Genomic DNA, 23,384 nt, shown 5'->3' on the forward strand with positions numbered 1-23,384 from the left:
ATAACGACCCCGAACGGGGGGCTGGAAACCGGCGATATGAGTCAGGAAAGAAAAGGCTGATTTAGCTTCAATAACGTGGTGTTTCCATCTTGAAAACAACGCTTTGAGTATGATGAATTTTCTCTAAAAACCGCGCCTTTCGCGCCCTCATCATGGAAGCCAACATAGCGATATCAGGGTGATTTGACAATCGTCTGGCCCTGAAATCCCCATCAATGCGAGCCGCCATCTTATTCTCGCGCGCCGCCCTCGCATCCGGCACGGATAAAATGCTAGCCTATGCTAAAAGAAGAATGCGGAGCTTTGAGATGACGAAGAGGACGCCTGGGGAGAAGACGATGGGGGACTGGCGGGCGCTGGCCGAAAAGGAGCTTCGAGCTTCGCCCGACACGCTCGTGTGGAAAACGCCCGAGGGGATAGACGTCAAGCCGCTCTACACCGAAAGCGATCTGGACGCTGTTTCGCAACCGGGCTCACTGCCCGGGTTCGCGCCGTTCACGCGTGGTCCCCGCGCCACCATGTATGCGGGTCGGCCCTGGACGATCCGGCAATATGCCGGCTTCTCGACCGCCGAGGCATCGAACGCGTTTTATCGCAAGGCACTGGCATCAGGTCAGCAGGGCGTCTCCGTCGCCTTCGATCTCGCCACCCATCGCGGCTACGACAGTGACCACCCGCGCGTCGAAGGCGATGTCGGCAAGGCGGGCGTGGCGATCGACAGCGTCGAGGACATGAAGATCCTGTTCGACGGCATTCCGCTGGACAAGGTCTCGGTGTCGATGACGATGAATGGCGCGGTCATTCCGATCCTTGCGAATTTCATCGTCGCCGGCGAAGAGCAGGGCGTATCGCGCGCCGCGCTTTCGGGAACCATCCAGAACGACATCCTCAAGGAGTTCATGGTCCGCAACACCTACATCTATCCGCCCGAACCCTCGATGCGGATCGTGGCCGACATCATCGAGTTCACGTCCAGGGAGATGCCGCGCTTCAATTCGATCTCGATTTCCGGCTATCACATGCAGGAGGCCGGTGCGACGCTGGTGCAGGAGCTCGCCTTCACGTTGGCCGACGGACGCGAATATGTGCGGGCGGCGATCGACAAGGGGCTCGATGTCGACGAGTTCGCCGGCCGCCTGTCCTTCTTCTTCGCGATCGGCATGAACTTCTTCATGGAAGCCGCCAAGCTGCGCGCCGCGCGGCTGCTCTGGACGCGGATCATGGAGGAGTTCGCGCCGAAGAAGGCGTCGTCGCTTATGCTGCGCACACACTGCCAGACGTCCGGCGTCTCGCTGCAGGAGCAGGACCCCTATAACAACATCATCCGCACCGCCTTCGAGGCGATGTCGGCCGTGCTCGGCGGCACGCAGTCGCTGCACACCAATTCGTTCGACGAGGCGATCGCGCTTCCCACCGAATTCTCGTCGCGCATCGCCCGCAACACCCAGCTCATCCTGCAACACGAGACGGGCGTGACCAAGGTGGTCGATCCGCTGGCCGGCTCCTACTATGTCGAGAGCCTGACGAACGAGCTTGCCGAAAAGGCCTGGGCGCTGATCGAAGAGGTCGAGGCGCTGGGGGGGATGACGAAGGCCGTCAACGAGGGACTGCCGAAGCGGTTGATCGAGGAGGCGGCCACGCGCCGGCAGGCGGCGGTCGACAAGGGCGAGGAGATCATCGTCGGCGTCAACAAGTACCGGCTGGAAAACGAGGAGCCGATCGACATCCTCGATATCGACAACACCGCCGTGCGGGCCTCGCAGATCAAGCGGCTCGAGGACACCAGGCGCCGCCGCGACCCGGCCAAGGTGGCGGAAACGCTGGACGGGTTGCGCGAGGTGGCGCGGAGCGGGAAGGGCAATCTGCTCGAGGCGGCGGTGGAAGCGGCGCGCGCGCGCGCCAGCGTTGGCGAAATCTCGGATGCGATGCGCGGCGTCTTCGGCGATCACACGGCCGAGCCCGAGGTCGTCAGACACGTCTATGGCGATGCCTATAGCGATGAGCCGGAACTGCGGCAGCTGCGCACGCGGATGACGGCCATCTCCGAAGCGCTGGGCGGGGCGCCGAAAATCATGGTCGCCAAGCTTGGGCAGGATGGACATGATCGCGGCGCCAAAGTCATCGCCTCGGCTTTCGGCGACATCGGCTTCGATGTGCTGGCGGGTCCGCTGTTCCAGACGCCCGAGGAGGCAGCCGCCCTCGCGATATCGAGCAAGGTGCACGTGGTCGGCATGTCGTCATTGGCCGCCGGCCACAAGACGCTGGCGCCGCAGCTGATCGATGCGCTGAAGGCGAAGGGTGCCGAGCACGTCATCGTCGTGGTCGGCGGGGTCATTCCGCGGCAGGATTACGCCTTCCTCACGGAGCACGGCGTCGCGGCTGTGTTCGGGCCCGGGACGAATGTCATGGATGCCGCCAATTCGGTGCTCGACCTCTTGGAAGGCAAGCGCCGAAACCAGTGAGGTGATCGTTTTCTCCTGTCGCCGCGTTCGACCGCTAATATAAAGCGCTGGGTTCCGCTCGGCCCCACTTCCCCAAGTCGATGTTTCCGCTACATAACTGGCGGGAACAACCGGGCGAAGTCCATGACACCTGATGAATTCGATTTTCTCGCCCATGACGGCGAGCTCGCCCGGCTTATCCGTGGCTTCGACTGGGAGAAGACTTCTCTCGGCCCTCCTTCGCTTTGGCCGAACGCCGTGAAGGTCACGGCATCGACCATTTTGCAGTCGCCGGTGCCGATCGTGACACTCTGGGGCGAAGACGGCGTCATGATCTACAATGACGCTTATTCGATCTTCGCGGGCGGGCGGCATCCGCAGCTTCTGGGGTCGAAGGTTCGCGAAGGCTGGCCCGAGGTCGCCGATTTCAACGACAATGTCATGAAGGTCGGGCTGGCGGGCAAGACGCTCGCCTATCAGGACCAGGAGCTGACTCTGTTCCGGACGGGCAAAGCCGAACAGGTCTTCATGAACCTCGACTATTCACCAGTCATGGACGAGGACGGCCGCCCTTGCGGGGTAATCGCGATCGTGGTCGAGACGACCGCCAAGGTGGCGGCGGAGCGCTGGCGCAATGGCGAGCAGGAGCGGCTGCGGCGCATGTTCGAGCAGACGCCCGGCTTCGTTGCCATGATGCATGGCCCCGATCACGTCTTCGAACTGACCAACGCCGCCTATCGCCAGCTGGTCGGCGACCGCGATGTCGTCGGCATGTCGGTGCGCGATGCGCTTCCGGAGCTTCGCGGGCAGGGCTATTACGAACTTCTCGATCAGGTCTATAGCTCGGGCGTCGCCTATGAGGGACGGGCGCTGCCGGTCGATCTGCAGGCAACACCCGACGATCCGGTCGAACGAAAATATGTCGATCTGGTCTACCAGCCGATGACGGAACCCGACGGCAGGGTCGTCGGCGTCTTCGTCCAGGGTTCCGATGTCACCGACCGCGTCGCGGCCGAGGAGGGGCTGCGGGTATCCGAGCGCCAGAGTCGTCAGATCATGGACGGCGCCATCGATTACGCCATTCTTGCTCTCGATCTGGATGGGATCATCTTGCGCTGGAACGAAGGCGCTCGCCGCATCTTCGGCTGGACCGAAGAAGAGGTCGCTGGCAAGCATTGGCAACTGCTTTTCACGCCTGAGGATCGCGAGGCCGACAAGGCGAGCGAGGCGATGGCAGCGGCGCTGAGGCAGGGCAACGCCCACCACGACCGGTGGCATCTTCGCAAATCCGGCGAACGTTTCTGGGCCAATGGCGAGATCCGCCCCATCCGCGACAAGGATGGAACGCCGGTCGGCCTGGTCAAGGTTCTGCGCGACCGCACGGAAGAACACCTGACGGCGCAGGCGCTGAGCGACGCCGAAGCGCGGCTGCGCCGGGCGCAGGAAGCGGGCGGTGTCGGCGTCTTCTCGCTCGATCTCGAAACCAACGTTCTCAACGCCACGCCGGAATTCTGCAAGATCTACGGATGCGAAGATGCCGGCGACGTCCGGATCGAGACGCTGGAAGGGCTGATCGTCGAGGAAGACCGCGACATCGGTTCCAACACCCGGACGCGGGCGGCGGGCGCCGCACCATTGAACGTCGAATATCGCATCCGTCGCGCCGACAACGGCCAGAAGCGGGTCATCGCCCGCAAGGGGGAATTCGAGCGCGACGCGAGCGGCAAGCCGCTGCGTTTCGTGGGTGTCGTCCAGGACGTAACGGATCGGCGCAAGGCCCAGCGCGAACTGAGGGAGAGCGAGGCACGCTTCCGCGCGCTCGCCCAGGCGATCCCCAACCATGTCTGGACGGCGCGTCCCGACGGACAGCTCGACTGGTTCAACGAGCGCGTCTATGAATATGCCGGTGCCGCACCCGGCGAACTCGACGGTGGCGCCTGGACCAAGATCGTCCATCCCGACGATTTCACCGCCATGGCCGACCGCTGGCGGTCCGCCTTGTCGTCCGGTGAGGCCTACGAGACGGACCTGCGGTTACGCCGCGCCGATGGTTCCTATCGATGGCATATCGCCCGCGCGGTGCCGTCGCGCGACGAGGACGGCCGTGTCTTCCGTTGGATCGGCACGAACACCGACATCGAAGACCAGAGGGAAACACGCGCCAAACTCGAGGCGCTGAACGAAACGCTCGAGCAGCGCGTCGCCGAGCGCACCGCCGACCGAGACCGGATGTGGCGGCTATCGACCGACATCATGCTGGTCGCCGATTTCGAAGCCAGGATCACGGCAGTCAATCCGGCATGGAAGACCGTATTCGGCTGGGAGGAGGGCGAGCTCATCGACCAGTCGTTCCTCGATTTCATCCATCCCGAGGACATGGCGACGACGCTTGCCGAAATCGGCAAGCTCAGCGAGGGCGCAACGACCTTCTCCTTCGAAAATCGTTACCAGGCTAAGGATAAGAGCTATCGTACCATTTCCTGGACCGCCGTTCCCTATGACGCGTCCATTCACGCGGTCGGCCGCGACGTGACGGAAGAGCGCGAAGCGGCGATCGCGTTGCGAAACACGGAGCTTGCCCTGCAGCAGGCCCAGAAGATGGAAGCGATCGGCAATCTCACCGGCGGCGTCGCCCACGATTTCAACAATCTCCTGCAGGTCGTCGCGGGCAATCTCCAGCTGTTGTCACGCGATGTCGTCGGCAACGACAAGGCGCAGCGCAAGATCACCAACGCGCTGGCCGGCGTGGAGCGCGGCGCAAAGCTTGCGGCCCAGCTTCTGGCCTTCGGCCGACGCCAGGCGCTCGATCCGCGCGTGGTCAATGCCGGCCGGCTCATCCGCGGGATGGACGAGATGATCCGGCGGACGATCGGCGAAGGCGTCGAAGTGGAAACGGTGGTCTCGGGCGGGCTGTGGAACACGCTTGTCGATCCGATGCAGATCGAAAACGCGCTCCTCAATCTCGCGATCAATGCCCGCGACGCGATGGAGGGTTTCGGCAATCTGACGATCGAAGCCGGCAACGCCTACGTCGACGACGCTTATGCAAGGCAGCATCAGGATGTCGTGCCCGGCCAGTATGTGTCGATCTCGGTCACCGATACCGGAGCCGGCATCTCTCCCGATCTCATCGACAAGGTGTTCGAGCCCTTCTTCTCGACGAAGGCGGAAGGAAAGGGAACCGGGCTTGGTCTCTCGATGGTCTACGGTTTCGTCCGGCAGTCGGGTGGTCACGTCAAGATCTACAGCGAGGTCGGGCACGGAACGACGGTGAAGATGTATCTGCCACGGTCGCATCAGCAGGAAGACCTGCAGGTCGTCGACCCGCATGCGCCCGTCGAGGGCGGGCCCGAGACCATTCTCGTTGCCGAGGATGATGAGGGCGTGCGCACGACGGTGGTCGAAATGCTGCAGGAACTCGGCTATCGTGTTCTCAAGGCCGGCGACGCTTCCGCCGCTCTCTCGGTCATCGAAAGCGGCATCCACATCGACATGCTCTTCACCGATGTCGTCATGCCCGGCCCGCTGAAGAGCAGCGAAATGGCGGAGAAGGCGAAGGAGCGCCTGCCCGGTCTCGCCGTGCTGTTCACCTCCGGATACACCGAAAACTCCATCGTTCACGGCGGCAGGCTCGATCCCGGCGTGCAGCTGCTGTCCAAGCCCTACACACGCGAGGCGCTCGCCCGCAAGATCCGGCATGTCATCGACGAAACGCAGAAGAACGTCGAGCGCCGAAAGGAGACGTCCATTTCAGCCGTGCCCGCGCCTATCCCGCAGTCCACGTCGCAGGTTCTTCGGGTCGTTCTGGTCGAGGACAACGCGCTGATCAGGATGGCGACCGCGGACATGCTGGCCGAGCTCGGAAACGAGGTCCTCGAAGCCGAGTCCGCCGAGGAGGCGCTTCCTCTGCTGGAGGCCGGAAATACCGACGTTCTGGTGACCGACCTTGGGCTGCCGGGAATGTCCGGAGACGATTTCTGCCGCGAGGTTCGCAAGCGTTGGCCGGAGATCGGCATCGTTTTCGCGACAGGTTCGGAGAAGAAGCCCGACATGGACGATCCGTCCAGGACCGTCCTGCTCACGAAGCCACACGGACTGGACGAGTTGAGGAAGGCGTTGGAGAGCGTCAGCGGCGCGAGCTAGGATGGGCAGCCGCACCTCATCGTCGCTTCGACACTGGCGCGGTCAGGAGGATGTTCGACGCCAGTAGCCGACGATGAGTTGGCCGACGTTTCGAAAACGTTGTTCTGTGCGCATGAACTTGCGAATTCGGCCAGCGGCCGAGGCCTCGCATCCGACCCACGGGCAAAGCCCTTTGGGGTCGATCTGTCCGAGATGTTCGATAACGATTTCATCAAGCGCCCTGGCGGCTTCGGAGCGCTCGGGATACCTATCCCGCGGTCGATCGACACCGTAGAATGAGGATGGCAAACTGTCGCACTGGCGGAAATCACGCAATTGATTTTTGACTTTTCGCGGGTTCTGTCATACCGCGCCTCGTCCGCAACCGCTTCGGTCTGGGATTGCGGAGAGTTGAGTTCACGAGGACATCTTTTGAAGTCGAGTAAGGCTGCGGCCATGTCAGCGACTGCCTGTCCTCAGAAAGCGGGCTTCCCGCGAGAGGTTCGATGAACGATGAACCGTAAGGAACGCACGATATTCCTGACGATCCTGATCAACGGCTTGCTCGTACTTCTGAAGTTCTGGCTGGCGTCGGCATCGGGCAGCCTCTCCTTGCGCTCCAGCGCGCTTCACTCGCTGACGGATGTCGCAATCAGTGTCTTCGTCCTCGTCGGCCTGTTCATCAGCCGTCGGGAAGTCAAGGCGGGCCGCAGGTCAGGCACGGTTGAGAACTGGACGGCCATAGCGATCTCCGTGGCGATCTTCTACGTCGGGCTCGACATCGTCCGCGATGTGCTCAACGACGCGCCGGTCGAGTTGCGCAACATTACGACGATCACACTGGCATCGATGCTGACGGTGGTGATCACCTATGTCGTGGCGCGCTACAAGCTCTACGTCGGCCGGCAGACGAATTCACCGGCTCTGACGGCCAGCGGCTATCATTCGCAGATCGACATCTACGCCTCCATCGTCGTTGTCACCGGCCTTGCCGGAGCGGCGCTCGGCCTGCCGAACCTCGACAAGGCGGCGGCGGCCATCGTCGCGGTGATGATTTTCCTGTCGGGCTATCAGGTCGCAGCTTCCGCCATTACGGCTCTGAGACAGCACCGTCGGGTCGATATCGAAGGTGAAGCGGGCCATTCGCATATGCCACAACGCGGCTGGTGGCGCGCCTACGGACCGATCGTCGGTGTTCTCCTCGTGATGATCTACATGCTTTCGGGCTTCTACGTCATATTGCCCGGAGAAAAAGCGGTCGTCAGGCGGTTCGGACAGGTCGTCGAACAGAACGACCCCGGCCTTCACTATCGTCTGCCGGCGCCGCTGGAGCGTGTCGATATCGTGGCCGTCGATCAGGTTCGCCGCATGGTGATGCCGCAGATGCAGATGCTCTCCGGCGACGAGAACCTCGTCTCGGTCCGCGCCAGCCTGCATTTCGTCGTCAGCGATCCGGTTGCATTCGTGCTCAATGTCGCCAATCCCGCGGATCTCGTCATGCAGGCGGGCACCGCCACCTTGCGGCAGGTCGTAGCAAGCGAGGCAGTCGATCTGCTTTTGACGCTCGACAAGGCGGCGATCGAGAACCGCACGGCGGAGGCGATGCAGATCGTGCTGGACCGCAACCGTTCCGGTCTTCGCATCGTCGGCGTGCAGTTGCTCGAGAGCGCACCGCCGCCGGAAGTCGCGGAAGCGTTCCGCGATGTCGCGAGCGCCCGCGAAGACCGCAACACCTTCGTCAACGAGGCGCTGGCCTATCGCAACGAAGTGGTCCCGCTGGCGCGGGGCGAGGGCAACAAGACCATTCAGGCGGCAGCGGCCTACACGGCCAGCCGGACAGCGGCGGCGACCGGCGAAACGGCGAGTTTCCTGTCCCGCCAGGCCGCCTACGCGGCGGCGCCTGACATCACACGCCAGCGTCTCTATCTGGAGGCAGCGGAAAAAGCGCTCGCCGGAGCCTACAAGCTGATCCTCGACCCACGGGTTTCGCCGGAAACGACGGATCTGTGGCTTGGCCGGCCGGCCGGCATGCAGCCGTTTCCGCCGGCGCCGTAACCATCGGGATTTCCTTTTATGAAGCTTTTTCGCATATTCGCACTCGGCCTCCTGGCTTTCGGATTTCTGGCGGTCAGCCTGGTCTTCTTCCAGGTCGACACCACGGAAAACGCGGTTGTCACGCAGTTCGGAAATCCCGTCCGCGTCGTCACCGCCCCCGGCCTTTATGCGAAGCTGCCCGACCCGTTCCAGAGTGTCGTGAAGATCAGCAAGCAGGTGCAGGTCTACAATCTGCCGCGCACGGAATTTCTCAGTGGCGACAAGAAGAATATCGTCGCCGAGGCCTATGCGACCTGGGAAGTGACCGATGCTCTTGCCTTCCTGAAAAACGTCCGCGATCTGCAGTCCGCCGACGTCCGGCTCAACGACATCATCCGGTCGGAAATCGGCGCGGCGTTGGGACAGGTCGATCTCAGTCTCCTGGTGACGGTTGATCCCGCGCAGGTGCGCCTGCCAGACACGCTCGCGACCGTTCGCCAGAGAGCGGCATCCCGCACGGAGCCCTATGGTTTCACCGTCGTCGATGTGCAGTTGAAGGAACTGACATTTCCGCAGGCAAACCTGACGAGCGTGTTCCAGCGCATGCGCTCCGAACGCGAAGCGATCGCCCGGCAGTTCCGCTCTGAAGGCACGGAGGAGGCGGCCAAGATCCGGGCCTCCGCCGATGCCGAAAAGGCAGGAATCCTCGCAACCGCCAACCAGTCGGCGGCGGAAGCCCGAGGACGCGCCGATGCCGACGCGATCCGCATCTATGCGGAGGCTTTCGGCAAGGACAAGGAATTCTACAAGTTCTCCCGAACGCTCGAATCCTACGGCAAATTCATCGATGAAGGCACGACGCTGATCCTGCCGTCGGATTCGGAACTGCTTCGCTATCTCGACCCGCGCAGCGCGCTCGGAACCACGGCAACGCCGACGACGGAGACGCGGCCATGACCGGGGAAGGCGTCAGGACGGACAGGGCGGACGCGGACGCCGCTTCGCCGGATGCGGAACGCGCGCGACGCGGCGGCGTCACGGGAGCTGTCCTGCGTTTTCTGCAGTGGTTCGCCACCAATCCTGAATCGCCGCTATCCGACCTGCGCACGGCGCTCGGTCACATCCGCCCGGCCCTGGTCCTCTGGGGCGCGCTGGCGATCGCGCTTGTGACCTATGTTTCGACCGGCGTCTATTCCGTGGCGCCCGGCGAGGCGGCGGTCGTGCGTCGGTTCGGCGAGATCATCCTTCCCCGCGTCGAACCGGGTCTGCACTATCGCATGCCCTGGCCGATCGATCAGGTCGATATCGTCAATGTCAGCAACATCCGGCGTGAGCAGGTTGGCGTGGTGTTGCCGGAAGAGGAACATCTGCATCCCGAGCCGCTGTCGAAAATGCAGACGCTGTCGGGGGACACCAACGTCGTGGATGTCGAGGTCATCGTCCAGTATCAGGTCCGCAGCCCCGCCGACTATCTGTTCAACATCCGCTACGCGCCTTACCGCATCGTCCGCGACACGCTGCGAGCGGCCGTCACCCGGCGTGTCACCAATCTGCCTGTCGACGCGTTGCTGACAAGCGGCAGGCAGTCGCTGCAGGAAGCCATTCGCGAGGAAACGCAGCGGCAGCTGGATGAATATCGCAGCGGGCTCGTTATCGTCGGCATCGATCTGCAGAAGGCCTTCCCGCCCGCCGATGTCGCCGACGCGTTCACGGCGGTCAATACGGCGCGCGAGGAGCGGGCCCGCGTGATCAACGAGGCGCGCGGATATGCGAACAGCCTCATCCCCGAGGCGCGCGGCCAGGCGCAGCAGATCAAGGCCGATGCCGAGGCCTATCGCTCCGATGTGCTGGCCAGGGCCAATGGCGGTGCGGATGCCTTCCAATCGGTTCTGTCCGAATATCGCAGGAACGCCGCGGCCAACGGCGCCGATGTAACCCGCTATCGCATGTATCTGGAAACCATCGAGAAGATCATGCCGCGGGTACAGGTCTATACGGTCGATACGTCCAGAGGCGGCAAATTCAATTTGAGACTGTCCGGCGATGCCGCCAAGAACGCGCCGTCGATACGAAGGAATCAGAGGTAACATGGCACAGGGCTGGAGTCAGGTTTGGGCGGATCTGCTGGCGAGCCTGCGTTTTGGTCAGGCGAGCGGAAATGCCGGCGCCGAACGAACGGATGACGACGACCGCCAAACAGACGCGGCTACGGCTACGGCTGCGGCCGAGGACGATGGTTCCCCACCGGACCAGCCTCCATTGGCTGCTGCGAAGGCGCCCGATTCCGAAAAGCACGACGCCAAAATCCTGCCGGTCCTGGCCTTCACCGCGGTCGTTTGCGTCATCCTCATTTCCATAGCGGCCTGGATTCTCATCCCCTACTTCGTGCCGCCTGCCAAACCCGCGCTTTCCGATGTCGTGGCGACCTTCGACGGTGGAGAAATCACCGTTGCGGACATGGAGGAGCATCTCAAGGTGCTGCCGCCGGCGCGCCAAAACGAGGTGAAGCGCTCGTCTGCGCAATTGCTGCTGATGGTCGAGGAAATGATCTCGGACAAGCTCGTCCTCGAGTGGGCTTCGCAACGCAAACCGGAGACGGACGCGACCTTCCAGCATGCCGTGCAGCATGCGGACGAAAAGCTTGGCCTCGATACGCTGTCCAAGCAGATCCAGGAAAAGGATATCGTCGTCACGGAGAGCGAAATCCGCGGCTATTACGACGGGAACCGCGCGACGTTCGACGGTCGCGACTATATGTCAGTGCGCGACGAGATCCGCCGCACGCTCGCGGAAAAGAAAGCCCCCGAGTATATCGAGGCCTATCTGCAGCGGCTGCGAAGCAATTCTTCGGTGGAACGCAATTTCGAACTTCTCGACGTACCGCCGCCGAGCCAGGACGAGATCGATGCCGTCTATCGCGGCGATACCGCCAGATACGCGCTGCCGAAGCGCGCCGTGGTCGACCAGATCGAGGTGCCGATATCGGTTTTCGGGGATGCGAGCCAGTCCAAGGCAAACGATGTGCTGCTGCGAATCCGTGGCGGCGCGTCTTTCCAGGAGGTCGCCGAGCGTGACGATGACCTGCGCCTCGAGGCCGCGCGTGAAATCGCCGAAGGTCAATCGAAGCCGGGATGGGATGCCAATGTCTTCGCGCTGATGCCGGGCGATATGGCAAGCGTGTTTCGCGCGGGCGAGTCCTATTATGTAGTCCGGCTGGTCGAACTAAGGCCGGCCCGGCAGCAAGCTCTCGAGGAAGTGAGACAGGGCGTGGTCGCGGAGGCTAACCGGCGCAGGCAGGAACAATGGTTTGCGGATAACGGTGCCAAGGTTCTCTTCACGTTGAAAGGCCAGCGCTACACTCTGGCCCAGTTCTACACGGAATATGGAGAGCTTCCCGAGGCCGGGCGGACGAAATATGCCGGTGCCGCCGGTATGAGGACGCTTGCCGACAGCATCATCGATCGGATGCTGCTGGTGAGCGAGACATACGACAAGCTTGTCGACGTGACGAACAAATCGATGTCCGACGAAGCCAGGATCGGCCTTTTGAAGATGATGCGGGAAAAAGAGGAAGTCGACGACAAGGTCGATGTCTCCGAAGCCGAGATCGAGGCCTTTTACGCGCGCAACAGAATGCAGATCCTCTCTGCTGCCAAAGCGCGGATACGCTATATGAGGATAGGCCTCGGCGGCAGCGAAGACGAAGCGGCTCGGGCGCGGGTGCGGGCACAGGAGGCCTATTCAAAGCTTGCCGGGTCGGCGGGCACGTTCGCCGATATCGCGCGGGACTATTCGGAGGCGACCGAGGCTGGGGCGAATGGGGGCATGTTCGAAGGATGGATTGGGGAAAACAACAATCCGTTTGCCGACATCGCCGATCATCCTCTCCACGAGGCCGCCATGAAACTCGACCCTGGCAAGCCCAATGCGCCCATCGAGATCGCCGGCAGCATCTATATCATCGAGATGCTGGAGAAGACGGAAGCCAAACGCATAAGCTTCAAGGACGCGCGCCCGATGATCCGTGAAGCGCTGCTGAAAAGCAGGCACCGCGAATTGGCAAACCAACTCACCCGGGCGCAACTGCAAGAGTATAACGTCAAGACCATTCCGACGGTACTATCGGCTTACGCGACTTCGAACGCGAATGCCGCCGCCGTTGAGTGAGGGCCTTGAGGACGTGGCCCAGCCGAGGAACGCATAGCCGCTGAAAGTCGCGGAGGCGCGCCGCTGCCGATTGACCTGCGCCATAGGATTTATCGAACGGCTGGGCAGGCCACCGACCCAGTCCGCGCCACAAAAGAAACCTCCACGCGCGATCGTTGTGGAGGCTACAGTGCAAGGCCATCGGCCGGATAGAACCTATTCCGGTGTCTGCAAGGAATCGATCCCGTTCCAAAGTCGCTCGAACACCGTACCAGCATAGGCCTCGACGGCTTCCAGGGCGTCGATGATCATGTCTTCTCGGAAGCGGCGGCCGACGATTTGTACACCGACCGGCATCCCGCCATCAAAATGCGCTGAAACGATACCGGCGGGCAGCCCCAGGAAGTTCATCGCGTAGCTATATTGCCCTCTGCCCAACACGTCCTCGGCGCCTTCGACACCCTCGGCGTCCCGGTTCCAGTCGTGAACGGGGCCAAGCATGAAGGGCGTGAGCAAGAGCGGGTACTGTTCCAGAAACATCAGCCATTCCCGCACGAACCAACTGCGTTGCGCCATGACCCTCAGAAGCTCGCCCTCTGAAAAGGGCGGGAAGGCCTGCAAATGGTTCTCGAAGATCTGGTTGAGTTGCGAGCTTCCAAATCTCTGGATGTCCGGCTGCAACAGTTTCGCGGACTCGCTCATCAGCGCGCGAAACCCGGTGTCGCCACACTCACGCAACAGCGGCGGCTCGACTTCAACCACCTCGTATCCGGATCTGCGCAGCGCCTCGCATGCATTGTCCAATGCGGTCGACGTCTGTGGTGACAATCCGAAGCCAAGGCCATCCCTTGTAACCGCCACCCTGGTCGCCTCGGGGCTGGACGGGCCACGGAATTCCATCGGCACCATCCAGGGATCACGCGGATCGTAGGCGATCAGCGCTTGCAGGCCAAGGCGCAGATCACCCGCTTGACGCGCGAGAATCCCCTGCGTCGACATGAGCTGGGCAAGAAGGCCACGCTCTTTGCCGGCCGACGCATTATAGGCCGGCACGCGCCCGAGACCGGGCTTGATCGTTGCGGCACCTGTCGCCGCCGCGGGGTAGCGCAAGGAGCCGCCCAGATCGTTTCCGTGGGCCAAGGCTCCCATGCCGGTCATGACCGCAACGCCGGCGCCTCCCGAAGACCCGCCCGGCGAGGCGCTTTCCTTCCACGGGTTTATCGTCCGCCCGAAATGGGGATTGTCCGTTGTTGCCCGAAACGAGAACTCGGGCGTGTTCGTTCTGCCGATGATGATCGCACCGGCGTTGCGCAGGTTGCGGACAACGGGCGAGTCGGTATCGGCGATCGTCGAGGTGAAAGCCGCAACGCCGTTGGATGTCGCATAACCCGCCTGGTCGACATTGATCTTCACGGTCACCGGCACGCCGTGGAGTGGTCCGACAGAACCTCGCTCGGACATCAGCCGGTCAAGCGCGGCGGCCTCTTCCAAGGCGGCATCGCCGAGATCATCGACGACCGCGTTGTAATGGCCGTTCACAGCGCGCATTCGCTCTACTGCCGAGCGTGCGGCGCTCTTGGCCGACAGCACGCCATCCCGAATTTCCTTCGCCAGCGACGACGCACTCAATGCCCACGATGGCGTATCGCTCATCACGTTCTTCCTTTTGTTCATAATGTCTGTTCGGCGCGCGCTCAGTGGTCCGCTGGAGCGAGCACCCTTTCGCTGAGCGCCTGCTCCAGCCAGCCCTGATGCATCTGTGGAACCGATTTCAGGAGAAGGTCGGTGTAATCGTCGAATGGCGGTGACAGCACCTCGGCGCTCGTTCCGTACCGCACGATCTGGCCGTTCCTCATCACCGCGACGCTGTCGGCGATCGCCCGAACGATTGCGATGTCGTGCGTGATGAAAACATAAGAGAGCCCGCGCTCGCGCTGCAGCTTGAGAAGAAGCTCGAGCACTCCCTTGGCCACCAGCGGATCGAGGGCCGATGTCGGTTCATCGCACAATATCACATCCGGCTCGGCGGCCAGCGCGCGCGCGATTGCCACGCGCTGTTTCTGACCGCCCGAGAGCTCCGCCGGATAGCGGTTGAGGAAGCGCTCGCCCAGTTCGATCTGCTCAAGCAGTTCGATCACTCTCGCCCGCCGCGCCTTTCCGCGCAGGCCGAGGTAGAAGGTCATGGGGCGGCCGATGATGTCACCGACGGTCTGGCGCGGATTGAGGGCGGTGTCCGCGCTCTGATAGATCAGCTGGATGCGCCGCAACGTATCCGTCTTGCGCTGCTTCAGCCTTGGCGCGAGCGCGGTCCCCATGAACTCGATGTTGCCGGAGTGCGCCGGCAACAGGCCGGTGACCACGCGCGCAAGCGTGGATTTTCCCGAGCCGCTTTCGCCCACGACGGCAAGGGTATGGCCCTTTTTCAGATCAAAGCTGACATCGCGGACCGTATCTGGAAGTCCGTTATACCCGGCGACCAGACGATCGGCTTTCAAGACGACTTGCGACGTTACATCGACCGTGCCCCTGCTGGTTTTCTGCGCATGGACGAGATCGCGTGTATAGGCCTGGCTCGGCGCGTGGATGATCTGCTCCACCGGGCCGACTTCAACCGTTCTGCCGTTTCGCAACACCATGATTTCGTCGGCGATCTGCGTGACGACCGCAAGATCATGAGTGATGTAGAGCGCCGCAACCTTTGTCGTGCTGATCGCATGCTTTATCGCGGCCAGGACATCGAGCTGCGTCGTAACGTCGAGAGCCGTGGTCGGCTCGTCGAAGATGATCAGCTCCGGTCGAGGGCAAAGCGCCATTGCCGTCATCGCACGCTGGAGCTGGCCTCCCGATACCTGGTGAGGATAGCGTTCCCCAAATTTTTCAGGGTCGGGCAGGCCTAATGTGCGAAACAGCTCGACAGCACGCCTGCGCGCCTCCGCCTCGCTCATGAGGCCCTGCCGGACCGAGACTTCGATCACCTGCTTGATCAGGCGATGGGCGGGATTGAACGCCGCGGCCGCGGACTGAGCCACATAGGCCACGCGCGCACCGCGGATCCTGCGAATTTCACCCGGTCTGGCGGTCAGCAATTCCTGGCCGGCCAACTTGACAGATCCGCCGACAATGCGGATTCCGCCGCGACCATAGGCCATCGACGACAGCCCGATGGTCGATTTGCCCGCGCCCGATTCCCCGATCAGCCCAAGCACCTTGCCTTGCTCCAGCTGCAGCGAGACATTTTCGACAATGCTGATCAGCTGCGGAGGCTCGCCTGGAGCATAGCTCGTCGCCTCAATCTTCAGATCACGGATTTCGAGAAGCCTAGACATCGCCACGTCCGCCTTTCAAGCTGGAGGTTAGGTTCAGGCCCCAGTCCGTGACCAGGTTCACGCATATCGTCAAAATCGCGATCGCTCCGCCCGGGATCAGGGCTGCCGAGATGCCGAAGATGATCCCATCCTTGTTGTCCTTCACCATGCCTCCCCAATCCGCCACGGGAGGCTGGATACCCAACCCAAGAAATGACAACGTCGACAGGAAGAGGACCGCGAACGAAAAGCGCAGGCCGAACTCCGCGAGCAGCGGTGCCAGCGTGTTTGGCAGGATCTCGCGAAACACGATCCAGAACGGACCTTCGCCGCGCAGACGCGCCGCTTCGGTGTATTCCATGACCGTAACGTCCATCGCGATAGCGCGCCCCAACCGAAAGACACGCGAGGCGCCCAGCACCGCCATGACGCTGATCAGCACGAGCGTGCTCTGCGGCAACACCGCCAGTATCACCAGCGCAAGGATCAGCGTTGGCAGCGACATCAGCACGTCGTTGATGCGCGAGGCGACGAAATCCACGACGCCGCCGCAGACGGCCGCAAGGAAGCTCAGCACCACGCCCATGACGAAGGCGGCGACGGTTGCCGTCAGGGCCACGACGAGGGTTGTGCGCGCGCCGTAGACCATGCGCGACAGCATATCGCGGCCGAGATTGTCCAGGCCGAGCAGGAACGATTGATCCGGTGCCTGCCAGACCGAACCGACGACGGCGTCGGGCTGATAGGGAGCAAGCAGCGGAGCCAGCGCGGCGGTGAAAACGAAGATCGTGATCCCCGCCAGACCGATACAGGCGGACAATGGAATTTGGCGCAGGTTCATCGTGGATGCCTCAGCTTCGGATTGAGCGCGATCGACAAGATGTCGGCAAGCATGTTCAGGAAGATGAATATGGCGGAGAACACCAGGCCACAGGCCTGCACGACGGGCATGTCGCGCATCGTCACCGCATCCACCATGTATTGTCCCATGCCCGGATAGACGAAGACCACCTCGACGACGACGACACCGACGACCAAATAGGCCAGGTTGAGCGCCACCACATTGATGATCGGCGCAAGGGCGTTGGGAGCGGCATGCCGCCATATGGCGACGAAGGGCGCGATCCCCTTGAGTTCAGCCGTCTCCATATACGCGGACGTCATCACCTGCAAAATCGCCGCGCGTGTCATGCGCATCATATGCGCGAAGATGCCGAAGACGAGCGTTACGGTTGGCAAGACGATCGCGGCAATGCGCTGCGAGAAGTCCATTCCGTCGTAGACGGTCGAGGGGAACGACGAGACACCGAACTGAACCGAAAAGACCAGGATCAGCAGATAGCCGACGAAGAATTCCGGCAGTGAAATCGCGGTCAGCGAGACGACCGAGATCAGCTTGTCCGGCCACCGGTTGCGGTAAAGAACCGCGAGCATGCCGCAGACGATCGACAAGGGCACGGCGATCACGGCCGCCGCCGCGGCCAGAAAGAGGGTGTTGCCGAGGCGCTGGCCGATCTGTTCGGAAATGACGGCGCCGCTCGACCAGGACTTGCCAAAGTCACCGCTGATCGCGTTTCCAAGCCATTCGAAATAGCGCAACGTCGCGGGCCTATCCAGGCCCAGCTCCGCGCGCATGTTGGCTATCGCCTGCGGTGTGGCCGACTGCCCCAGATAGGTCGCCGCGAAGTCCCCCGGGAGGGCGTTTACGCCGCAGAAGATCACGACCGAGACAGCAAGGACCAACGCGGCGCTGAGCAAAATACGCCGAAGGATCATCGGGTACATCAACGTTCCTTTTTGGATTGAGAGACAGGAGAGGCGCCGATCAGCGCCAGACCTGTGCCGCCAGACGCATGAAGTTGCCGCCGAGGATCGCTTCGACATCGCGACTGGACATGCCACGCTTCAAGAGGATGCCGCAGATCTTGGCCAGATCCCCCGGATGGGCCTGCTGACGGTTGGGGCGGCCATAGCCCTGCGACAGCGGCCAGTATTGCGGGAACGTCTCGAACATCGCGTGAGCGTGCGGAACATCGACGGGGAAGGAGTGGTCGAGCGAGATGCCGACATGCTGCGGCCCCACCAGATCCGCGAGATAGCAGATGTGGTTGCAGATCGTATCCGGTGACGCGTCCTCGCCGAGGAAATTTTCCAGGCCCACCACGCCGACAAGGCCGCCCGTTGCCGCACAGGCGCGAATTTGCTCGTCGGTTATGTTGCGCTCATGATCCAGAAGCGCGCGCGGATTGGAATGCGAGAAGATGACCGGCTGTGAAGAGCATTCCATCGCCTCCATGGAGGTGCGATAGGCGCAGTGCGTGACATCGACAAAGATGCCGAGCCGGTTCATCTCACTCACCATCTGCCGGCCGAACGAAGTCAGGCCGACATCCTCGTCATGGCAGCCGCCACCGGCCTGATTGTTGCGGTTATACGCAAACAATATCTGGCGAACGCCGAGGCGATGATAGAGCTCGACCATTTCGATGCGACCATCGAGGGCATTCGCGCCCTCGAGATCGAATGTGATGGCCATCTTGCCCTCGGCTTTGGCGCGGTGGATGTCATGGACCGACGAGACAAGGACGAACTTGTCGGCGTTCAGATCGATCCAGCGACGAAAGGCGGCGATGGTTGCAATGGCACTCTGCCATTCCAGAGCATCGAAACACACGTCCACGGACAGATAGTTGACACCGGCATCCCGCCAGCGGCTCAGTTGCGTGAGATCGGCGGCCGGATCGGGCATGAAACCCGAATGGCCGTCCCAGATAACCGATCGGCGAAAGATGTCCGCCACGGCTGCGTCGATGTCAAAATCACTCATCGCGTGCATTCCAGCCATTACTTACGCTTCCAGCCAGACACGCGAAGCGACATAGCCATTCGCCAGATCGTTTCCGACATCCGGCTTGTAGCCCTTCAGCTTCGGGCTCGCCGCATTGATGAAGTTGATGAACACCGGAATGATGGTTCCCGATTGTTCATGAACGATCTTGGCGATCTTTGCATAGAGTTCACCACGCAAGGAGGCATCCGTCGTTCCACGCGCCTGCACAAGCAAAGTCTCGAACTCGTCGTTGTCGAAGAAGCACTCGTTCGCCGCGGAGCTGCGGCTGAACTCCATCGAGTAGATCATGTCCTGCGTCAGGCGGGAGCCGTAGTAGGAAAGATAGAAAGGCTTCACGCGCCAGACATTGCTCCAGTAGCCATCCTGAGGAACACGCTGGACGTCGACGTTGATGCCTGCCTTGCGCGCGCTCTGCTGGAAGATCAGCGCCATATCGACGCCGCCGGCCATCACGTCGGCGGCGCTCAGCTGGATGGTGCCATTAAAGCCGGACTTCTTCATGTGGAAGGCTGCCTTGTCGGGATCATAGGCCCGCTGCGGCAGGTCGGCCGGGAAATTGTCGTAAAGGGAATTGACCGGGATGTCGTTTCCGACCGATCCGTATCCGTTCAAGACCTGCTTGACCACGGCTTCGCGGTCGATCGCGTATTTCATGGCGAGGCGCAGATCGTTGTTATCGAACGGTGCCTTGTTGGAGATCATCGGCATGGTGTAGTGCATGCGGCCCGGCGTGTTGAAAATCACCACGCGTCCGGTCTTCTCGAGCATGCCCACGGTGTTCGGATTGAGCTGGTTGATCAGGTGAACCTGACCGGAGACCAGCGCCGCCGTGCGGGCGGAGACATCGTTCATCGCCAGGAGCTCGACGTTCTCGACGAAGCCGCGATCGCTTCGCCAGTCGTTGGCCGCCTTCTTGAGCGTGGCGCGGACACCCGCGTTGAAGTTCGTCATCGTGTAGGGGCCGGTGCCGACACCGGCGGTCGGCGACGAATAGCCGCCGTCAGGCTGAATGACGAGATTGTACATGGACAGGATCGTCGGCATGTCCGCGTTCGCAGACTTCAAGGTGATGACCATGAAGTCGCCATCGGCCTCGATGGACGCGATATCGCTGAGATAGCCGAGCGCGCCGGACTTGGAGGCAGCGTCCGAATGCCGCTGGATCGTGCGGATGGCATCCTTGACGGAGAGCTTGCTTCCGTCGTGGAATTCGACGCCCTTGCGGATCTTGAAACGCCAGACTTTTCCGCCTTCGCTTTCTTCCCAGCTTTCGGCAAGCGACGGTACGGCGACACCGGTTTCGGGGTGCGTCTCGACCAGCGTATCGCCCCAGGAGCGAGCCAGCACGACGTGGAACATGGTCTGATAGGTGGCGGGATCGAGAGAATCGGTCGATGACGCGCCCCCGATCGCCAGCTTCAGATTGCCGCCGGTCTTCGGCTTCTCCTCGGCAAGCGCCGGGAGGCCGATCAAGCCTGCTCCAATGCCAGCCGCGGCTCCCACGAGAAAGCTTCGGCGGCCAAGCGCGAACTGATCGCGCGAAGACACGTAGCTGTCAGAACCGGCATTCGAGGTTTTCATTTCATCCATCATTTCGTTCCCTTTTTATGTTGATTTCATTGATGTGACGTAGAGCCAATCCTTCACTGGTGGCCCGCGCAGGTCGCGGCAATTCTGCCGCCGTGCGTAAAGCCCCGCGTCCGACCGGCGGATTTTCCCGCCGTCAGGCTATTCAGTCAGGATTGGAAATTCTTGCTGCTTGCTCTTGCCTCCTCACAAAAACAATTGTACTGTATTGCTAGACGATACAGTTGTATTTGTTAATATTGGCCGTGACGTTTGTTGCTGTCAACGCTTATTTTTCGAGTTTATTGGGGGGAGGCCACATGTTCCGAAAGCTGATCGGCGTATCGACATTTGATCCTGACGAAGCGGACAAGTTCGCCGACGATGCACTTTTCGTCAGAGCCGTCGCGCGCGCGGTCGCCGTGCTGTCGGTCTTCGAGCTCGCGCCCAAGCCGCTGTCTCTTTCCGAGATCGCTCAGATGGCTGGCCTCGACAGAAGCGCGGCACAACGCATCGTCCACACATTGGTCCAGCTTGGCATGATCGTTCGCGACGCGCACGATACCGGCTACCTTCCTGGGAAGCGCATCCTGACCATGGCTTACTCGGGATTGCGGCTCAATCCGATCTGCCAGAAAGTGACGCCCGCCCTGCTGGAACTGCGGCGACGTGCCGACGTCCGTGTCGATATGTCGTTCTGGGACGACACGCGCATCATCTATGCCATTCGCATGCCGTCGGAGCACGAACTTTTTGTCGGAACGCTGACCGGACATTCCGTCCCCGTCTATTGTACCTCGGGCGGCATCGCCATCCTGGCTCGGCTTCCCGACGAGGAGATCGCCGACATATTCGCGCGATCCGACACGACCCCGTTCACACCCGACACCTACACGACGCTGGATCAGGTGATGAAGGCGGTCGAGGAGACGCGCGTTCGCGGGCATTCGATCTCGAACCGCCAGCTCCAGCGTCACGAGGTCGCCATAGCCGTCGCCATCATGGGAGAAGGAAAACGCCCGGTGGGAGCCATCACGCTTGGGGGATCGACGGATGAATTCACCCCTGAGGAATTCTCCGCGAAGTTCGGCTCGCTCCTCGAAAAAGCCGGTGAATCGCAGTCTGAATACAGTTGAGTTGCAGCTTCCCACTTCGGGGCTGGCCTCTCGTCGAGTCACGTTTGCTCTTTACGCGGGCGTGGCCGAGCATACCTGCAAACCAGACGATCGCCGCGTCATCAAAGAGCTCTTACGAAGACGCTCGGATGTTGCCGACACTCTCATACCGGCTGCGGTCAACCGACCTTCAAGAACCGCAACCCGGCCCGCTCCGCCCCCTTGCCGTCGGTCTCCGGGTTGTCGCCAACCATCAGGGTTCTGGAAGGCGCGCTATCAACCAGTTTTAGTCCGGCAAGGAAAATTTCAGGCTGCGGCTTGCCGATAACGCGATGTTCCACCGGCCCGGTGCAAGCCAGAATCGAAGCCGCGAGAGCACCGGTCTCTGGCACGATCGTGCCATTCGGGCCTGGATGCGTCCGATCGGGATTGCAGACGACGAGCTTGGCACCGGCAAGCACCGCATTTGCCGAAAAGCGTATCGTGTCGTAGGAAAATTGGCGGTCACGACCGATCAGGACGACATCGGGGCCGGCATCCGTCACATATAGCCCGCAAGTCCTCGCGTAAGCCTGCAGCGAGCGACTGGTTGCCATGGCGATTTTTGCACCGGGCATGTCTTCAGCCACCCGCCTGATGGCTTCCATCCCCGCTGTCACGATGCGCTCTTGCTTGATCGGCAGGCCGATCATCTGCATCAGGCATTCGAGCTCCGCGGAGGTATGCTCGGCATCATTCGTGACGATCGCAAAATGCCCCTTGCTCGCTTCGATGAGTTGATGCGCCCATGGAAGCGCGATGCCGCCGCTGACCAGAGTGCCGTCAAGATCGAAAAGCGTGGCGTCTATGCCGTGGAATTCATGCATGTGAGTGGGAAACCGGAATAAGCTGGGCCTTTCGCACACAGTCGCCTGTCCGCGTCGGCGCCTGAATGGCGTGATTTGATTTGGTTTCAGCCTTCGCAGGCCGGGAAGCCCAGCGCATAGTCGCGGCCCTTGACCTCGTAGCCATCGAGCGGAAAACGCCGCGAGCCGTCGAGGAAATATTTCAGGTGGACGACGATACTGTCCGGGCCAACGGAAATGACGGAATAGGCCGGTGGTTCGTGGCTGCCGGGAATATCCTCGCCATGCGGCGCAAGTTGCAGCGGCACCTGGTGGTTGAGGCCCGGAATGAGCGAAAACGAGATGCCGTGCCAATTGCCGGAGATCGGGCGATGCACATGGCCGAGAAAGATATGGCGGATGCGCCGCGCATGCGGCTGCAGAACCAGCCACAGGGCATCGGCATCCAGTTGTCCAATCGCGTCCATGGACGAAATGCCGGAGAGGAAGGGAGGATGATGCATGAATAGCAGGACGGGCTCGTCGCCCTTCGCCAACGCATCGGCAAGCCAGGCGCGCCGCTTCTCGCAATAGGCGCCCGCATGCGTTCCCTCGCACTTGGTATCGAGGAAGATCAGGCGGTGGCCGTTTTCGACACGGCTACCCTGAACGAAACCGTTGCCGTCATCCATTGCTGCGGGAAACACCGTCCGAAGCGAGGCCCGATCATCGTGATTGCCGACCATCATCACCACCGGAAGTGTGACCGCCTCGAGACGCTGGCGCAGCGCCTGATAGGCTGGCACTTCCCCCCAGTGGGCCAAATCGCCGGTGATGACCAGAAGGTCGGCATCCGAATGCTCAGCCTGAAGGCTGGCGATCGCCGCATCGAACCGGGCGCGTGGATCAAGCCCGTAGAGCGTGGCCGGCTGCGGAACGAAATGGGTATCGGTGATATGGACGATTTTCATGGTGTGCAG

16 protein-coding genes are annotated in these 23,384 nt (G+C 61.8%); 8 read left to right on the top strand and 8 right to left on the bottom strand.

Features of this window, described 5'->3' with window-relative positions:
• The first annotated feature begins 308 nt into the window (after positions 1-308).
• The 6 genes from scpA to P3R82_RS05115 all read left to right on the top strand — a co-directional run bounded on the left by scpA (position 309) and on the right by P3R82_RS05115 (position 12,764).
• Positions 309-2,462, top strand: a complete 2,154-nt coding sequence (gene scpA, locus P3R82_RS05090) for a methylmalonyl-CoA mutase (RefSeq protein WP_283193257.1) — start codon at positions 309-311, stop codon at positions 2,460-2,462.
• 123 nt (positions 2,463-2,585) lie between these two features.
• On the top strand, positions 2,586-6,584 hold the full coding sequence (locus P3R82_RS05095; RefSeq protein ID WP_283193258.1) for a PAS domain S-box protein: 3,999 nt from the start codon (positions 2,586-2,588) through the stop codon (positions 6,582-6,584).
• A 492-nt stretch (positions 6,585-7,076) separates the two neighbouring features.
• Positions 7,077-8,618 (top strand): FtsH protease activity modulator HflK, encoded by a 1,542-nt coding sequence (hflK, locus tag P3R82_RS05100; protein WP_283193259.1) that lies wholly within the window; start codon positions 7,077-7,079, stop codon positions 8,616-8,618.
• A gap of 18 nt (positions 8,619-8,636) precedes the next feature.
• Entirely contained in the window at positions 8,637-9,554 is a 918-nt protein-coding gene (locus P3R82_RS05105; protein WP_283193260.1) for a protease modulator HflC, read from the top strand.
• Positions 9,551-10,684: an FtsH protease activity modulator HflK gene (gene hflK / locus P3R82_RS05110; protein WP_283193261.1), complete on the top strand. Its 1,134-nt coding sequence runs from the start codon at positions 9,551-9,553 to the stop codon at positions 10,682-10,684. The genes P3R82_RS05105 and hflK (P3R82_RS05110) overlap by 4 nt, the downstream gene beginning before the upstream one ends.
• A gap of 1 nt (position 10,685) precedes the next feature.
• The gene (locus P3R82_RS05115; protein WP_283193262.1) at positions 10,686-12,764 is read left to right on the top strand and encodes a peptidyl-prolyl cis-trans isomerase; all 2,079 of its coding nucleotides are present in this window, start codon (positions 10,686-10,688) and stop codon (positions 12,762-12,764) included.
• A 195-nt stretch (positions 12,765-12,959) separates the two neighbouring features.
• Here the strand turns inward: P3R82_RS05115 and P3R82_RS05120 are convergent, their stop codons facing one another.
• The 6 genes from P3R82_RS05120 to P3R82_RS05145 are packed head-to-tail and all read right to left on the bottom strand — an operon-like array spanning position 12,960 to position 20,489.
• A complete protein-coding gene (locus P3R82_RS05120) occupies positions 12,960-14,396 on the bottom strand; it encodes an amidase (protein ID WP_283193263.1) in 1,437 nt (478 codons plus the stop codon).
• 41 nt (positions 14,397-14,437) lie between these two features.
• Positions 14,438-16,069 carry an ABC transporter ATP-binding protein gene (locus tag P3R82_RS05125; RefSeq protein ID WP_283193264.1) on the bottom strand — a complete coding sequence of 544 codons (1,632 nt, stop codon included), beginning with the start codon at positions 16,067-16,069 and terminating at the stop codon, positions 14,438-14,440.
• Positions 16,062-16,889, bottom strand: a complete 828-nt coding sequence (locus P3R82_RS05130) for an ABC transporter permease (protein WP_283193265.1) — start codon at positions 16,887-16,889, stop codon at positions 16,062-16,064. The genes P3R82_RS05125 and P3R82_RS05130 overlap by 8 nt, the downstream gene beginning before the upstream one ends.
• On the bottom strand, positions 16,886-17,833 hold the full coding sequence (locus P3R82_RS05135) for an ABC transporter permease (protein WP_283193266.1): 948 nt from the start codon (positions 17,831-17,833) through the stop codon (positions 16,886-16,888). Before P3R82_RS05135 ends, P3R82_RS05130 begins: the two co-directional genes overlap by 4 nt.
• A 40-nt stretch (positions 17,834-17,873) precedes the next feature.
• On the bottom strand, positions 17,874-18,875 hold the full coding sequence (locus tag P3R82_RS05140) for a membrane dipeptidase (protein WP_283193267.1): 1,002 nt from the start codon (positions 18,873-18,875) through the stop codon (positions 17,874-17,876).
• Positions 18,876-18,896: 21 nt separating this feature from the next.
• Positions 18,897-20,489, bottom strand: coding sequence for an ABC transporter substrate-binding protein (locus P3R82_RS05145; protein WP_283193268.1), 1,593 nt, complete (start codon positions 20,487-20,489; stop codon positions 18,897-18,899).
• Positions 20,490-20,785: 296 nt separating this feature from the next.
• On the opposite strand from P3R82_RS05145, the gene P3R82_RS05150 reads away from it, so the two are divergent.
• On the top strand, positions 20,786-21,601 hold the full coding sequence (locus P3R82_RS05150; RefSeq protein WP_283193269.1) for an IclR family transcriptional regulator: 816 nt from the start codon (positions 20,786-20,788) through the stop codon (positions 21,599-21,601).
• Between the two features lie 158 nt (positions 21,602-21,759).
• Here P3R82_RS05150 and P3R82_RS05155 read toward each other — a convergent pair whose 3' ends face one another.
• Positions 21,760-22,380, bottom strand: a complete 621-nt coding sequence (locus P3R82_RS05155) for an HAD hydrolase-like protein (RefSeq protein ID WP_283193515.1) — start codon at positions 22,378-22,380, stop codon at positions 21,760-21,762.
• Here P3R82_RS05155 and P3R82_RS05160 point away from each other — a divergent pair.
• Positions 22,303-22,467 carry a hypothetical protein gene (locus P3R82_RS05160; protein WP_283193526.1) on the top strand — a complete coding sequence of 55 codons (165 nt, stop codon included), beginning with the start codon at positions 22,303-22,305 and terminating at the stop codon, positions 22,465-22,467. The two genes, P3R82_RS05155 and P3R82_RS05160, sit on opposite strands and share 78 nt — an antisense overlap.
• Positions 22,468-22,532: 65 nt before the next feature.
• Here the strand turns inward: P3R82_RS05160 and P3R82_RS05165 are convergent, their stop codons facing one another.
• Positions 22,533-23,375, bottom strand: a complete 843-nt coding sequence (locus tag P3R82_RS05165) for a phosphodiesterase (RefSeq protein ID WP_283193270.1) — start codon at positions 23,373-23,375, stop codon at positions 22,533-22,535.
• Between the last annotated feature and the right edge of the window lie 9 nt (positions 23,376-23,384).

This window comes from Rhizobium sp. AN80A, from assembly GCF_030053015.1.
GTDB lineage: Bacteria > Pseudomonadota > Alphaproteobacteria > Rhizobiales > Rhizobiaceae > Rhizobium > Rhizobium metallidurans.

What these genes read in the sequence shown, in the direction of transcription:
- scpA (WP_283193257.1), top strand. Translation starts at nt 309, where the DNA reads ATGACGAAGAGGACGCCTGGGGAGAAGACGATGGGGGACTGGCGGGCG.
- P3R82_RS05095 (WP_283193258.1), top strand. Translation starts at nt 2,586, where the DNA reads ATGACACCTGATGAATTCGATTTTCTCGCCCATGACGGCGAGCTCGCC.
- hflK (WP_283193259.1), top strand. Translation starts at nt 7,077, where the DNA reads ATGAACCGTAAGGAACGCACGATATTCCTGACGATCCTGATCAACGGC.
- P3R82_RS05105 (WP_283193260.1), top strand. Translation starts at nt 8,637, where the DNA reads ATGAAGCTTTTTCGCATATTCGCACTCGGCCTCCTGGCTTTCGGATTT.
- hflK (WP_283193261.1), top strand. Translation starts at nt 9,551, where the DNA reads ATGACCGGGGAAGGCGTCAGGACGGACAGGGCGGACGCGGACGCCGCT.
- P3R82_RS05115 (WP_283193262.1), top strand. Translation starts at nt 10,686, where the DNA reads ATGGCACAGGGCTGGAGTCAGGTTTGGGCGGATCTGCTGGCGAGCCTG.
- P3R82_RS05120 (WP_283193263.1), bottom strand. Translation starts at nt 14,396, where the DNA reads ATGAGCGATACGCCATCGTGGGCATTGAGTGCGTCGTCGCTGGCGAAG.
- P3R82_RS05125 (WP_283193264.1), bottom strand. Translation starts at nt 16,069, where the DNA reads ATGTCTAGGCTTCTCGAAATCCGTGATCTGAAGATTGAGGCGACGAGC.
- P3R82_RS05130 (WP_283193265.1), bottom strand. Translation starts at nt 16,889, where the DNA reads ATGAACCTGCGCCAAATTCCATTGTCCGCCTGTATCGGTCTGGCGGGG.
- P3R82_RS05135 (WP_283193266.1), bottom strand. Translation starts at nt 17,833, where the DNA reads ATGTACCCGATGATCCTTCGGCGTATTTTGCTCAGCGCCGCGTTGGTC.
- P3R82_RS05140 (WP_283193267.1), bottom strand. Translation starts at nt 18,875, where the DNA reads ATGAGTGATTTTGACATCGACGCAGCCGTGGCGGACATCTTTCGCCGA.
- P3R82_RS05145 (WP_283193268.1), bottom strand. Translation starts at nt 20,489, where the DNA reads ATGGATGAAATGAAAACCTCGAATGCCGGTTCTGACAGCTACGTGTCT.
- P3R82_RS05150 (WP_283193269.1), top strand. Translation starts at nt 20,786, where the DNA reads ATGTTCCGAAAGCTGATCGGCGTATCGACATTTGATCCTGACGAAGCG.
- P3R82_RS05160 (WP_283193526.1), top strand. Translation starts at nt 22,303, where the DNA reads ATGCTCGGCATCATTCGTGACGATCGCAAAATGCCCCTTGCTCGCTTC.
- P3R82_RS05165 (WP_283193270.1), bottom strand. Translation starts at nt 23,375, where the DNA reads ATGAAAATCGTCCATATCACCGATACCCATTTCGTTCCGCAGCCGGCC.